This window comes from Planktothrix sp. PLAVEN19ND, assembly GCF_057220675.1.
On record NZ_CM170132.1, the window covers coordinates 76,302 to 89,737 of the forward strand.

The window sequence follows — 13,436 nt, forward strand, 5'->3', positions numbered from 1 at the left end:
TTCTTCTAACATCAAGTCGTAGGGGAGAATGGCTATTCGCCCCTACGACTTGATTTAGACAGACGTTACAAGTTTTAAAAGAAGGGAAAAACCGATCAATTTCGATATAGGTTTTCCCTTCTTTTTCTGCTTTGTATTTGAGCATTGTGCCCCCACAGACTGAGTGCCCACCAAAATAGATGGGTAAATTGGGCGCATTCAAACCAGGTTAGGGTAAAAATTAAATAACAGATTGCCATGGCTTCCATCCCACGGTAAGGTGACTGTATAACTTGCCATAAGCTAAAACCAAACAGTCCCAAATAGCACGCCATCCCCAAAATACCAACCGATAAACAGCTATCTAAAATTAAATTGTGAGCTTTATGGGTTGCGATCGCTTTTCTGTCAATTACGCCTTTTTTATTGATGTATTCAAAACTAAAATCACCCAGATGAACAATTCTCGGTTGCCACTTAGGATTGAAAATATAAGGATAAGCAATTCCAAAACCATTCATCCCCCATCCCAATAGAGGACGCTGAACAATTCCCGCTCCTGATAGTTGCCCTAAATAAATGCGACCTGATGTAACTTGTTTGATTAAAGGTAGATTCTCGATTTTACGGGTAGTTGTATTCATACCAATGACTAGCAAACCAACTAGGGCAGCCGGAATTAAGAATTGATAAGATTTGCGTCCGAGTTGGTAAATCACTGTTCCGATTAAAGCCAATAAAGCGGCTCGGTTTTGAGTACACAATAAAGCTAAAATAATTGGGATGAGAAAAATTACTAATCTACGATGACTGAGCCATCTTTTCTGCCAACAGGTGACTGCTAATACCGCCACTGCTGCTAACACAAACGCAGTGTGTCCCCGATGGGAATACAAACCAATCGGCTGATGGGTTTGGAAAATTGTGCTAACTAAAATATTAGTCTGTAAGAGTTGACCTGATGTGGCTGTATAGTCGATTTTCCAATTAATAACTTGAGGAAAAATACTAAGAGCCAGAATAACTCCACCAATGATTAAACCGTTAATTTGGAAATGCAGGATTGAGGGGTGTAGACTGTGGCATAAAGTTCGTAGTCGCCGCTGTCTTCTCCGCGACCCCCTGGATTAGCTGCACGGACACTTAGATTAATAGTCCCGTCATCAGCTACGATACCTGCGAGTGCAGAAGCGAAGCCGTCTCCGACTAAACTGCTGTCGTCGTCATCCCAAGAGCTATTGTTGTTGTATGTAGTTAAGTAGGTGTTGGGATTGCATTGATTTGAGGGCAGGTCATTTTTAGTCCAGGCATAAAAGTAATTTCCTGGAGTTAAGCCGTTGATTTGATGTTGGTTTTCGTTGAAGCCGGCGGTAAGAGTGCCGGACAATGTTTGGGTGGGTTGAGGAGGCCCAGGAGTATATAAATTTCTCCAACCCCATGACATACCGTTGTACACTGTTACTGTTTTTGGCTTGATTGGGTCAGGTACTTCAACCAAAAAGAGTTCGGCTGACCAAAGATGATTGTTCTGGATATCAAATCGTTTCGGCCCATCTGCGAAATTTTCCTCGTCCGTATAGGCAATACCTGGAATTAGGTCGTAAAACGGGTTACTCTGCCCAGGAGGAACATCGATGACATCTTCATTATCGCCATGGGTGTTGGTTGCATAACTATGGTTGCTCCTTACCCGTTGAATCCAGTGAAGTTGATTGATTGCAGGTGTTGGATCACCTAGACCTGGAGTGTAATGAAGTTGAATTTGCGCCCCTACAGCCACTGGTTCAAATAAACCCAAATATGCAGGTTGATATACAACATCAGCGTAATACTGGCTAATATCAAAGCTACCAGCTAAGTCAAATGGCACTTGATTACCCGCTATGTCTTTAGTCGCTTGATTAAAAGTCCAGCCTGTACTGGCAGGAAAAGCTGCTCTGAGTCTTTCGAGAAAATTATCCGTCCCAATTGGGCTGACGATAAATGGAACAGATGTTTGCACGATGCCTTGCCCACCATTCGAGGGTTGGTATTGCTTCAAAGCGGTGTAAGTGCCACCAGGTTGATACGTTAATGTAAAAGCGACCCCTTGCTGCTCGGTTATGGTGAGTAACAAAGTGGTTGCCAAGAAAGCTAAGGGATATTGTCGTAATTGCATTTTTTGTTCCTTTTTATACAAATCAGCGTTGGACTAAGCGAAGCTCTACCAAGGGTGTAGGTACCGGAACTCTCCAGAGATCGGTTAATTTTCTGAATGTCTTTATTTCTGGGTCATATACCAGTAGCACTGGCGTAGAAGATATGGAGTAACCGAGAGCGATTCGATATGTACCTGGCTTGAGATCGTCAAAAAACCAAATACCACCAAATCCATCAGATCCTCCAAGTCGAAGCAGATTATCTTGCCAGAAAAGCCTGGCGTCGAGAAAGAATGTCACACTCTCTTGAGGCTGAAGTAACGGACAATCGGATACACCAGGCGAGGCACTCCAATTCCTACCTCCTCCAAGCTGTAATCGTTGACCATTCGGCCCTATAAGTAGTGGGAAAAGGGTATCATACCGAGTAAAGCGAACGGGTTTTTGGGATTGATTCGTAATGCGAAGACCAAGTTGCACGGGAATTTGGGCATCAGGTCTGTTAGGGGGGATAGTTAGCACCCGTTGGGGTATTAAGCTTTCAAACCGGATACCATCGACTTCAACTGCATTGCTGTCAGTCGATTCAACAGATATCAAGTTAGCGAATTTCTTCATGCCTAAATCTTCCGTCGCACTTAACTCGGTTGGCATCAGAAAATGCGTTATTTGCCCTACTAAAACTAAAGCCAAAGCCCAACAGAAAATCAAAAAGTTACGCATGAGAATTCCTCTGAAATAGCGACTCCTCGGGTCAGTCCTAGATTTAACACAACATGAGAGTGCAACATCAAGCTGCTCCGGTGCAAGGCGTACAACCGCTTATACCCTAAAGCTTGTTTTGCGATTCAGAAGACGACATCAGCACTCATTGCCCTTAAATCAGGAGCAATCCAACCGCTGACCTAGGGAATGATTCGGTAATCTTTTTATTAGACAAAATATTAACTTTGAATACGCCCCTTAATCAATTAGAAAAAATACTGAATTTTGCTCAATTAATCTGTCAAATTTTTACTCGTAAATTCAGTAATATTACTGAACTTATTAAGATCGTTAAATCAAATCTTTCTGTCCAGAGAATTGAAAGATTTAATAGAGTTATGAGTAGAACCGCAAAAACTTTAGGATAAGTCCAGATTTCGCCTCGATTATCACCCCAAGGATTAATCAGAATCAGACTCAGAGCTAACAACAAAGTATAGAGATATTTCATGGCTCTTTATCCTTCTGAATTTTTCGCCATTGAAAGATCCCCCATCCCCCCAATATGAATAAACCGACAACCGGGTACGTTGTTGAAGATTTGCCAACCCCCAGAACTACTACTGGTGGGTAGGATGGGATTTTGTTGGGTTCCACCTGGCCGGGGTCTTTGAAAGACGACTCCCCCACCTCCACTGCTTCCGACGATGATGTCTGGTGGGGCAGATTCAGGATGGTAGACTGTGGTATAAAGTTCGTAGTCGCCACTGTCTTCTCCTCGACCCCCTGGATTTGCTGCACGGACACTTAGATTAATAGTACCGTCATCGGCTACGATACCTGCGAGTGCAGAAGCGAAGCCGTCTCCGACTAAACTGCTGTCGTCGTCATCCCAAGAGCTATTGTTGTTATATGTAGTTAAGTAGGTGTTGGGATTGCATTGATTTGAGGGCAGGTCATTTTTAGTCCAGGCATAAAAGTAGTTTCCTGGAGTTAAGCCGTTGATTTGATGTTGGTTTTCGTTGGAGCCGGCGGTGAGAGTGCTGGAAAATGTTTGGGTGGGTTGAGGAGGAAGGCAGACTCCGTTAACTTTAATAGTATTATTTGGACAGATAGGGGAGATTTTATTTATCCAGCCCCATTTGATGCCATTATAAATTGTGACTTCCCTTACCGGATTTCCTACAGGTGTGGTCTCCTCAACTAGGTAAAGTTCTGCCTCGAAATAAGTCTCTGATAAAGCTGCTATTTCACCGGGGCTATAAGGTCTGTCCATAAAAAAGTCTTCGCCTGCTTCACCGGGAAACGCTGCAGTATCGTAGTATGGGTCGTCCCTTTTCGCCAAATTGTCAATGAACGGAAGACCAGGTAAAATAGGGCCACCTGGGAAACCTACACCGTAGTTAGCTCGTACCATTTGAATCCAATGGAGTTGTCTACCTTGTTGTCCAGGTTGAGGGTCATCAGGTGCTGGACGATACTTTAAATAAAAAGTAGCGCCAACTCCATTATCCCTGGGATCAGGTTCCCCTGGGTTTTCAATACCACAAAGTACGCTATAACCGCAGGCGAGATAATTTACGATATCAAAGCTACCTTTTAATTCCTGCTCTGCTGGCTGAAAATTCCACCCGAAAAATCCTCTTTCAGACGCAGTTGCCCAGAGACCAAGTGTGATGTTAAATGTCCCAGTTCATCCTGGAGGTATAGGCTGCATCCATAATCTAGTATCTACTTCTGTACTACCTTCATAGAAGTTGCCCAAATTATCTTGTATAAGGTAGGGTGAAACTGGTCTCCAATTAGAAGTAGCGCCTGGTTGTGCAGGTACAAGAGTAAATGCAACAGTTGAACGTTCAGTTAGCGTAACTGTGAAGGTTGACACAAATCCAACAAAGAGAAGTTGCCTTAATAAGATTTTCATAGCTTTTTGATGTTTATTAAACAATGCAAAATTTTACAAAGGGCATCGCTATCCAGCCACTCCAGACATTTTTCACTCCCTTTTTATTTAGGTAGTTTGCTCTGTGTTCAGAAGTATGATAGATAGCTTTTATTTGATATATACCCTGCTTTAGCCCACGAAAATAATAAAACCCACCAGCTTTATTAGGAATTACAAGTTGTAGTTGAGAACAATGCCAGGAAAGCGTTCCATCTAAAACCAAGATTTCGCTTTCTCCGGGTTGAACGATGTAACACTCTAGTCCCTTGTCTACCCAACGTCTCCATTGCGCCTCAGTGAATTGTATTTCTTTACCGTCGGAGTCTATTAGATTGAAGCCAAGAGAACCTATTTGCTCAAAGCGAAGAACGGCTGATGTATTATTAGTAACGCGAATACCTAGTTTTACAGGAGTCTGTGCACTAGGTAATCTAGGGGGAATCGTCAATACAGTCTCCGGCATCTCAACTTTGAATTGGAGACCATCAATTTCAATTGCACTGCTATCAGTCGCTACGGGTTGAACTAGGCGAAGATTAACCCAAGGTGTTGCCACGACTTCTGACCCAATTGGCTGTGCAGTTTTTACTTCGTTTCTTTTTGATTCCACGATGGATGTTGTCTCGTGGTTAGTGTTCAAAATGAATCGAAACTGATAGCTTGCTGACTCGATTAAATTGAAACACCAGATGTTATTAGAGTTAAGCAAGAAACGAGGAACAGTAGGGATTTTAAGTTGGAGCAAGTTGTCGTACCAAGAGAGTTTGGCAGTTAGAGAAGTAGTTGTCGGTAATTCAGACTTGACTGCCCATTGAGTAAATTTTCTGGTTTCATGGGGCTGTTGTATTGATGAACAATTTTCGTTTGTGTGAGTGTTGGTAACAGGCTGCACAGTAGCTATTTGTTTTTGTAGGGGCTGACCATCTGCTGTTAAAAGCTCTGGAATAAATGTCTGGTATGGGTTGAGGCGAATTGGATTTAAAGTATTATTAATAATACGTACAGTAAATTCAATGTTAGTAGTAGCCCCAAGCTCATTTTTGGGAATGGGATAAACCCTAGTAGAAAACAGCATTGAGTTAGGATTTACTATTTCTAGAGATATTCCATTTGCTTCAACGCTATTGCTGTCAGTAGACTCAAAAGATGTCATGTTGACCGCCCTCCTCTATTGATTCAATTGAATTTGTGCATATTCCTACTAAACATAATTTTTTTAATCGCATTCCGGGTAGCTCCTTAATCCAAAAACAGAGAGTTTACAAAGTTTGGTCATGTTGAAACACTTAATTTTCCACAAGCTGAACTTCTACAAACGGAGTAAATACCTCAGAATCCTTCTGAAATAGCGACTCCTAAGCGTCAGTCCTAGATTTAACACAACATGAGAGTGCAACATCAAGCTGCTCTATTTAGGCGTACAATCGCTTATACCCTAAAGCTGGTTTTGCGATTCAGAAGACGACATCAGCACTTATTACCCTTGAATCAGGAGCAATCCAACCGCTGACCTAGGGAATGATTCGGTAATCTTTTTATTAGACAAAATATTAACTTTGAATACGCCCCTTAATCAATTAGAAAAAATACTGAATTTTGCTCAATTAATCTGTCAAATTTTTACCCGTAAATTCAGTAATATTACTGAACTTAACAGATATGTAGAAAACTTCAAGGGATGGAATATTATCTCCAGGGGGGCAGAATTGCAAAAACACAGGAGTTAGAATTAATTCTAACTCCTGTGTTTTTATCGCAGAAGCAAGGTTAGGACAAACACTAATGTTCAAACCTAGAGAGTAAATTATTGTCGTTTTTGTTACCCGTTAAACCGTTTTCTGTGCCCTACTATTAGAGAATTAATCTTGAATATTCAGGGAGATTTTAGCGGATTGTAGTTGTTGATTTAACCACTGTTCGAATAATTCGTTTTGCAACCGTTGTCTAACTTGAGGGTTGTCTAAGGAGGCTTCTAAAAACTCGTCCACTCGGAAAATACACCAGCCTCCCTCCACTTCCATCGGGCCAACAATTTGTCCAGGTGGGGTTTGTTGTAATATGACCTTGAGGGGATCGGGAATAGTTGACCAACCCACGGCTCCCATCATCCCATTAAAAGAGCGTTCATTGGTAATGGAATACTCTCGGGCTAATTCTTCAAATCGGCTTTCCTGTTCTTTTAAACGAGAGACTAATGTTTCTGCAAGTTCATAGTCATTCAAGGAAATTCGGGATAACACCACTGCATCTAAAGTAGGTTTCCGTTGCTGAAAATATTCCTCAAGTTGAGGTTGTACAATCGAGAGTTTGAGTTTTTCCCGTTTAAACCCAGAAACAATTTGTTGGTGAAAGGCTTCGTAGGTCATGCGGTTACTTTCTAACCACTGTTGAAAGGCTTGGGGGTCACTGAGATTCCGTTCTAATCTGAAATTCACTACCGATTGTTCAATACTAGCAGCAGGTATATCCAAATCCGTTCGGGATTGCAATTCCCGATCTAGGATATATTCTCGCAAAATATCGGTTACCATGGGCTGTAGTTTCCCAGCCGTTTGCAGGTATTTTAGGGCTTGACCTAAGAGAATGGGTTCGTCGTTAACGGTTAAAAATGGATTGGCCACTGAAATTCACATCCTCAACACGATTGTATTCACAAACATTGTAAGGGTTTAGGCTCTCGCTGCTATCAGATTTACCCAGAGCCCCTACTACTCCCAGTCTTAATATTCAGCCACGGCTTAGTCAATAGTTGTTAAAGGCACAATTAATCAAGCAGATAGGCTATGCTAAGTACAATGAGGATTAAACTCAATAGAATATCAATAGCCCTTAACTGCTTTTGGTAAATCCCAGTGGTGGCTAATTGTCCATTTTCCGTCCTATTCGGAACCCCACAGTCCTAATTGTTTGGGAGATAGCTATGTCAGAACGCGATGATTTTCTCTACCCTCGCAGTCGCTACCAGGGAGAGTTTACCCCAGAAAAACTCATTTTCAATTCCAACTTGCAGGAATTTGCCCAGCGAGTTAACTATATTTGTGGATTGGAGACGAATGGGAAAGTAAGTTCAGAGGAAGCTTATCAACAAATCAAACAACTTTGGAAAAAATTACGTTCATCCAAAAAAAGTCTAGGAATTAGTAAACCTCCTGATGAGACGACCGATCATGGTTAATTAGCAATACTATCTGGGTGTTCTGCAAAAGTCAATTCAGAAATAGCTAATTTAGATGCTGGCACAGGTTATTAAAATACCGTTTGCGATCGCTTTTTGATTCAGAACAGCGATCACATTTAAAAAATGCTTTTCTTAATAAGTTTTAAAATGACCCTTATTAATCGTCGTCATTTCCTCAAATTTGCAAGTTCAGCACTAGCAACTCTGGGAATTAATCAATTCCTATTCCAACAAAAAGCTGAACAAGCTGGCAAAGTCCTCGCCCAAAGTACCCCCCGCAAACTAGCTTTATTAGTAGGGATTAATCAATATCCTTTCAACCCCCTAGAAGGATGTGTCAACGATATAGATTTACAACGCTATTTGTTAATTCATCGCTTCGGATTTAATCCTAAAGATATTTATATTTTACCCCAAACCGAAGCCACCCGGACAGGAATTTTAACCGCCTTTGAAGAACATTTAATCAAACAAGCTAAACCCGGAGATATTGTGGTTTATCACTATTCGGGGCATGGTTCTCGGATTTTTGATCCCGATCCAATTATAACCCGATTAGGAGATAGACAAGGATTAAATGGAACCTTTGTTCCTATTAATAGTAACTTACCTGCCGGATATCCTGAAGTTGGGGGAGTTGTCCAAGATATTATGGGGCATACCTTATTTTTATTAATGTCAGCCCTGAAAACCGACAATGTGACGGTGGTTTTAGATAGTTGTTTTTCCGGTGGGGCTACCCGAGAAGTCCGGGTGCGTTCCAGGGAAGGAGGTAAAAATATTTTAGTTTCTTCTGATGAAAAAAACTATCAGCAACAGTGGTTATCTCGATTAAATTTATCTCCCGAACAATTTGTTAAAAGCTATCAGACCGGGGTAGCTAAAGGGGTCGTATTAGCAGCAACTTCCCCAAACCAACTGTCGCGGGAAGAAAATATTAATGGTTTTCAATCTGGTCTATTTAGTTATTTACTAACTTATTATCTCTGGCAGGAAGACAACAATATTGAACGAGTATTTCAAAAAATTCTCCCAGAAATTCCTGAAAGATACAACCAAGTTCCCCGTTATGAAGTTAAAGTGGGGAGTGGGTATCAACAACAACTGCCCTATTTTATTAATTCTCCCAAATCTCCTGCCCAAGCAGTTGTAACGGCAGTCAGTGGTGACACAGCCCAATTATGGTTAGGGGGAATTGATTTAAGAAAGGTGACAACAGGAACAATATTTACTGCTATTAATGGTACAGGAAAAGTGAAAATCATTTCCCGTGATGGGTTAGTAGGACAGGCAAAGATTGAGCAACCCGTAACCGTAGGAACGCCCCTGCATTTGATAAGTTAAGAGGAATATTAATAGGTTAGAAAAAACCGGATTAAGCCGTGATCAGATGTCTTTTGTTATAATTTAAAATATAATAGGCAATAACCATGACTCAAGAAATGCGTCAAGAAATCGTTACCTTAGCCAGAGAATTACCTGATGAACTGTTACCAGAAGCCCTGGTTTTTTTGCGTTCTCTCGCCGAAAAAGCACAGAAAACTCACCCGGATAATTCCTCAACTATTGATCAATCTGAATTTGACAAAGCAATGGCAGCTTATCAAGTGATTAGCGAAAAATATAAAAATGCGTTAAGGGAATTAGCCCAGTGAATGAACCCTTATGGATTTCTGAAGCAATTGTTAGAGTCATCCATCAGGATCAAATTCAGCAGCATGGTGGTAGTTTAGGACTCAGGGACGAAAATCTCCTTTCTGCAAGTTTAGCCAGACCCAGACATTTATTTGCTTACGGTCAACCTGATTTATTTGACCTGGCAGCCGCTTATGGTTATGGTTTAGCTAAAAACCATCCGTTTATTGATGGTAATAAACGCACAGCTTTTGCAGTAATGGCAACTTTTTTGTTAGTGAATAGCTATTTATTAGAAGTTCCAGAAATCGAGGTTGTGCAAATCATGGAAGGGTTAGCAACTGACCAAGAAACTCAAGACTCTTTAGCCCAATGGTTAAGGAAAAATTCTGTTAATTCATCTGTTGGAAAATACTTGAAACCGAAAAAGAGTTCTTGACATTGGCATAGTTTTATCCCTTCAGCAGTGCGAGTGTCCTGACTCGCTGAAGAATAGGGTAAAAATTAGTGTATAATGATGTTAAATAAAAATAAAAAACATTCCCTAAACCAATGAATAAACAAAATAAATTTTGGGGGACTGCATTACTGACAACTATATTATTCCTTTTCCCTGGAGTGTTAGCGATCGCCACACCCAAACCCCTTTTTAATCAAGGCAAAAGACCAATATCAAATATAGCACAACAGCCAGCTACTACCGAACAACAGACAGCTAAAGAACTTGCTGAAAAAGCCTTTGCTGAAGCCTTGCAACTCCAAAATCAAGAAACTGTAGAATCCTTGAAACAAGCGATCGCTAAATATCAAGAAGCACTCCAGTTATTTCGAGCCGCAGCCGATCAACATGGAGAAGCTAAAACTCTGGGTAGTATGGGTATTGCTTACTCGGACTTGGGCGAACAACAACAGGCAATTAACTATTTAAACCAGTCATTAAAATTATCTGAAGCTGAAAAAAATATTCCCAATCAAATCACTTCTTTAGTTAGGATTGGGCTGGCTTACCAAAAATTGAATCAACTACAGCAATCTATATCTTACTACAAACAAGCATTACCTCTGTTGCGAACCACAGGGGAAAAAGCTCAAGAAGCTCTCGTTTTAGCAAAAATTGCCTCAACATACCAATCTCTAGGCAATTTCGAGCAAGCGATCGCTTATTTTAACCAAGCCATCACCCTCTATGAAGCCGAAAAAGACTCTGCAAATGCTGCTAATACCCTGAAAGCCTTGGGATTAATTTACACATTATCAGGCAATAATCAGAGTGCGATCGCTCAATACGAAAAAGCATTTTCATATTGGCAAGCTATTAACTCCAAGAGTGAGGCAGCCAGCGTGCTAAAACTTATGGGTGCTACTGCCAGTAATTTAGGTAATTATCAGCAAGCAATTAATTACTACAACCAAGCCATTTCTATTTGGCAAGATCTGGGAGAAAAAGATCGGATAGCTCAGTCTTTCCAATTTTTAGGTCAACTCTACATACAGCTAGGCGATATTGATACCAGTTTATCCTACCAAAAACAAGCTCTTTCCCTCTGGGAAGCTCTCAATGATTCGGCAGGTCAAGCCCAGATGCTATCAGAAATTGGTTTAACCTATCGCACCATTTTAGACGATACAGAACAAGCTATTTCCTACTATGAACAAGCACGTTCAGTCTGGCGATCATTGAATAACCAGTCAGAAGAAGCCCAGATTCTCAATGCTATCAGTAGTATCTATTATTGGTCTGGAAATTACCAACAAGCGCAGGAATATCTAAATCAGTCACTGCAAATATTCCAAGCTCAAAAACTCCCTATTTGGGAAGCAGAAACCCTGGTAAAATTGGCTATGGTATATAGCTTGTTAGGAGATAAAGATCAAGCACTAATATATCTAAACCAGGCAATTCCAATAATTGAAAACTTAACCTACTCGGGGTTTAAAGCTCTTGAGTTTTCCCGTGCTGCCAATACCTATTACTTGTTAAAAGATTACGAGAAAGGACTTAAATACCATAACCAATCCCTGCAACTATGGCAAGGGATGGGAAATCTTAGTAATCAAGCATTCGAGTTAGCAATAATTGCTCGAATAGAAAGAGATAGAGGCAATTTTAATCAATCTCTGACTAATATTGAAGCTGCAATTAAAATTATCGAAGGACTTCGCACAAAAATAGGTAGTCAGGAACTCCGACAATCTTATTTTGCCACTGTCCAAGATTATTACCAGTTTTATATTGATTTATTAATGCAGCTACATCAACAAAACCCCCAAAAAGGATATGATGCTTTAGCTTTTCATGCCAGCGAAAGCAGTCGTGCTAGAAGTCTTGTAGAACTCCTCACCGAAGCGGGTGCTAATATTCGCCAAGGTGCTGACCCCAAACTATTAGAACAGGAACAAAATTTACAACGGCAACTCAACGCCGTAGAACGTCGCAAACAGGAACTCTTAAGCGCTGAATATACCCAACAACAACTCGATGAAATTAAACAACAATCTCAATCTTTACTCAATCAACTCGACGAATTAGAAGCTAAAATTCGCCTTACCAGTCCCCGTTATGCTAACCTCAAATATCCCCAGCCTCTCACCCTACAACAAATCCAAGAAAAAGTCCTTGATGATGATACCCTACTATTACAATATTCCTTGGGAGAAGACCGCAGTTATCTCTGGGCTGTAACTAAAAATAGCATCACCAGCTATGTTTTACCTAAACAACGTGAAATAGAAGAAATTGCCAAACCTTGGCGAGAAATTAATGAATCTACTTCCGTAGAAAGCGGACTCCCCCTCAGTGAAATATTACTAAAACCCGTAGCTTCTCAACTGGGAAATAAACGTTTATTAATTGTTGGGGATGGGGTATTACAATATATTCCCTTTGCCGCCTTACCCATTCCATCTCAACCTAATACACCCCTTTTAGTAGAGCATGAAATTGTTACCTCTCCCTCAACTTCAACCATTGCTATTCAACGGGAACAACTACAAAATCGCCCAACGGTAGCCAAAACTGTCGCGGTATTAGCCGACCCCGTTTTCAGCCTTAATGACTCTCGCCTGACAAGTCGATCCCCCCAACCCCCCTTAGAAAGGGGGGCTATTGGAGAAACTGTAAACCAGTCAGCCCTCAAACGGGCTACCCGTAATTTAGGTATTGGGGAAGGGCCTAAAGCTTATGGCCGTCTGGAGTATACCCGCACCGAAGCTGAGAAAATTCTAGCATTAGTTCCTGAAAATCAAAGGTTACAAGCCCTAGACTTTCAAGCCTCCCTAGAAGAAGCCAAAAATCCCAATTTATCTGAATATCAAATAGTTCATTTTGCTACTCATGGTTTACTGGATTCTGTCAATCCTGAACTATCGGGAGTGGTGTTTTCCTTATTTAATCAACAAGGACAAGCTGAGGATGGGTTTTTGCGTCTCCACGATATTTTTAACTTAAATTTACCTGCGGAATTAGTGGTATTAAGTGCTTGTCAAACGGGCTTAGGGAAAGAGACGAAAGGCGAAGGTTTAGTGGGGATGACAAGGGGATTTATGTATGCTGGTGCGCGGCGGGTTGTTGTTAGTTTGTGGAGTGTTAATGATGCGTCAACTTCTGAGTTAATGACTCGATTTTATCAGCCGATATTGAAGGGGGGTAAGAATCCCATTATCGCTTTAAGAGAGGCTCAGTTAGAAATGTGGAAATCGGGAAAATGGCAATCTCCCTATTATTGGGCGGCGTTTACAGTTCAGGGAGATTGGCGGTAAAGTAAGTTTTAATCAATAAGGAAGCGATCGCTTTTTGAATATTAGGAAAGGTGTGTAGGGGCGAGGCGCGCCTCGCCCCTACGATGATTTGGATTTC

General features: G+C 41.1%; 11 protein-coding genes and 1 pseudogene. 5 read left to right on the forward strand and 7 right to left on the reverse strand.

Annotated elements, in window-relative coordinates; genetic code table 11:
- Positions 1 to 4 precede the first annotated feature (4 nt).
- The 7 genes and pseudogenes from AC2D3N_RS00365 to AC2D3N_RS00395 form a co-directional block, all read right to left on the reverse strand.
- A pseudogene (locus tag AC2D3N_RS00365) lies at positions 5 to 148 on the reverse strand (zinc ribbon domain-containing protein); the annotation flags it as partial.
- A complete protein-coding gene (locus tag AC2D3N_RS00370) occupies positions 96 to 845 on the reverse strand; it encodes an O-antigen ligase family protein (RefSeq protein WP_484692430.1) in 750 nt (249 codons plus the stop codon). The gene AC2D3N_RS00370 and the pseudogene AC2D3N_RS00365, both read right to left, overlap by 53 nt.
- A 170-nt stretch (positions 846 to 1,015) precedes the next feature.
- Complete coding sequence (locus AC2D3N_RS00375; protein WP_484692431.1) at positions 1,016 to 2,137, reverse strand: hypothetical protein; 1,122 nt, start codon at positions 2,135 to 2,137, stop codon at positions 1,016 to 1,018.
- Positions 2,138 to 2,159: 22 nt separating this feature from the next.
- Positions 2,160 to 2,840: a hypothetical protein gene (locus tag AC2D3N_RS00380; RefSeq protein WP_484692432.1), complete on the reverse strand. Its 681-nt coding sequence runs from the start codon at positions 2,838 to 2,840 to the stop codon at positions 2,160 to 2,162.
- A 499-nt stretch (positions 2,841 to 3,339) separates the two neighbouring features.
- Complete coding sequence (locus AC2D3N_RS00385; RefSeq protein WP_484692433.1) at positions 3,340 to 4,098, reverse strand: hypothetical protein; 759 nt, start codon at positions 4,096 to 4,098, stop codon at positions 3,340 to 3,342.
- A 664-nt stretch (positions 4,099 to 4,762) separates the two neighbouring features.
- On the reverse strand, positions 4,763 to 5,920 hold the full coding sequence (locus AC2D3N_RS00390) for a hypothetical protein (protein WP_484692434.1): 1,158 nt from the start codon (positions 5,918 to 5,920) through the stop codon (positions 4,763 to 4,765).
- Positions 5,921 to 6,626: 706 nt separating this feature from the next.
- Positions 6,627 to 7,388, reverse strand: a complete 762-nt coding sequence (locus AC2D3N_RS00395; RefSeq protein ID WP_079680291.1) for a peptidylprolyl isomerase — start codon at positions 7,386 to 7,388, stop codon at positions 6,627 to 6,629.
- Between the two features lie 299 nt (positions 7,389 to 7,687).
- Here AC2D3N_RS00395 and AC2D3N_RS00400 point away from each other — a divergent pair, with 299 nt between their 5' ends.
- The 5 genes from AC2D3N_RS00400 to AC2D3N_RS00420 all read left to right on the forward strand — a co-directional run bounded on the left by AC2D3N_RS00400 (position 7,688) and on the right by AC2D3N_RS00420 (position 13,339).
- The gene (locus AC2D3N_RS00400) at positions 7,688 to 7,942 is read left to right on the forward strand and encodes a DUF7219 family protein (RefSeq protein ID WP_079680290.1); all 255 of its coding nucleotides are present in this window, start codon (positions 7,688 to 7,690) and stop codon (positions 7,940 to 7,942) included.
- Between the two features lie 150 nt (positions 7,943 to 8,092).
- Positions 8,093 to 9,289 (forward strand): caspase family protein, encoded by a 1,197-nt coding sequence (locus AC2D3N_RS00405; protein WP_484692435.1) that lies wholly within the window; start codon positions 8,093 to 8,095, stop codon positions 9,287 to 9,289.
- A gap of 86 nt (positions 9,290 to 9,375) precedes the next feature.
- On the forward strand, positions 9,376 to 9,600 hold the full coding sequence (locus tag AC2D3N_RS00410) for a hypothetical protein (protein WP_484692436.1): 225 nt from the start codon (positions 9,376 to 9,378) through the stop codon (positions 9,598 to 9,600).
- Positions 9,597 to 10,019, forward strand: coding sequence for a type II toxin-antitoxin system death-on-curing family toxin (locus tag AC2D3N_RS00415; RefSeq protein WP_484692437.1), 423 nt, complete (start codon positions 9,597 to 9,599; stop codon positions 10,017 to 10,019). Before AC2D3N_RS00410 ends, AC2D3N_RS00415 begins: the two co-directional genes overlap by 4 nt.
- Before the next feature lie 113 nt (positions 10,020 to 10,132).
- Positions 10,133 to 13,339, forward strand: a complete 3,207-nt coding sequence (locus AC2D3N_RS00420) for a CHAT domain-containing tetratricopeptide repeat protein (protein WP_484692438.1) — start codon at positions 10,133 to 10,135, stop codon at positions 13,337 to 13,339.
- Positions 13,340 to 13,436: the final 97 nt, after the last annotated feature.

What these genes read in the sequence shown, in the direction of transcription:
- AC2D3N_RS00410 (WP_484692436.1), top strand. Translation starts at nt 9,376, where the DNA reads ATGACTCAAGAAATGCGTCAAGAAATCGTTACCTTAGCCAGAGAATTA.
- AC2D3N_RS00380 (WP_484692432.1), bottom strand. Translation starts at nt 2,840, where the DNA reads ATGCGTAACTTTTTGATTTTCTGTTGGGCTTTGGCTTTAGTTTTAGTA.
- AC2D3N_RS00420 (WP_484692438.1), top strand. Translation starts at nt 10,133, where the DNA reads ATGAATAAACAAAATAAATTTTGGGGGACTGCATTACTGACAACTATA.
- AC2D3N_RS00375 (WP_484692431.1), bottom strand. Translation starts at nt 2,137, where the DNA reads ATGCAATTACGACAATATCCCTTAGCTTTCTTGGCAACCACTTTGTTA.
- AC2D3N_RS00405 (WP_484692435.1), top strand. Translation starts at nt 8,093, where the DNA reads ATGACCCTTATTAATCGTCGTCATTTCCTCAAATTTGCAAGTTCAGCA.
- AC2D3N_RS00390 (WP_484692434.1), bottom strand. Translation starts at nt 5,920, where the DNA reads ATGACATCTTTTGAGTCTACTGACAGCAATAGCGTTGAAGCAAATGGA.
- AC2D3N_RS00400 (WP_079680290.1), top strand. Translation starts at nt 7,688, where the DNA reads ATGTCAGAACGCGATGATTTTCTCTACCCTCGCAGTCGCTACCAGGGA.
- AC2D3N_RS00385 (WP_484692433.1), bottom strand. Translation starts at nt 4,098, where the DNA reads ATGGACAGACCTTATAGCCCCGGTGAAATAGCAGCTTTATCAGAGACT.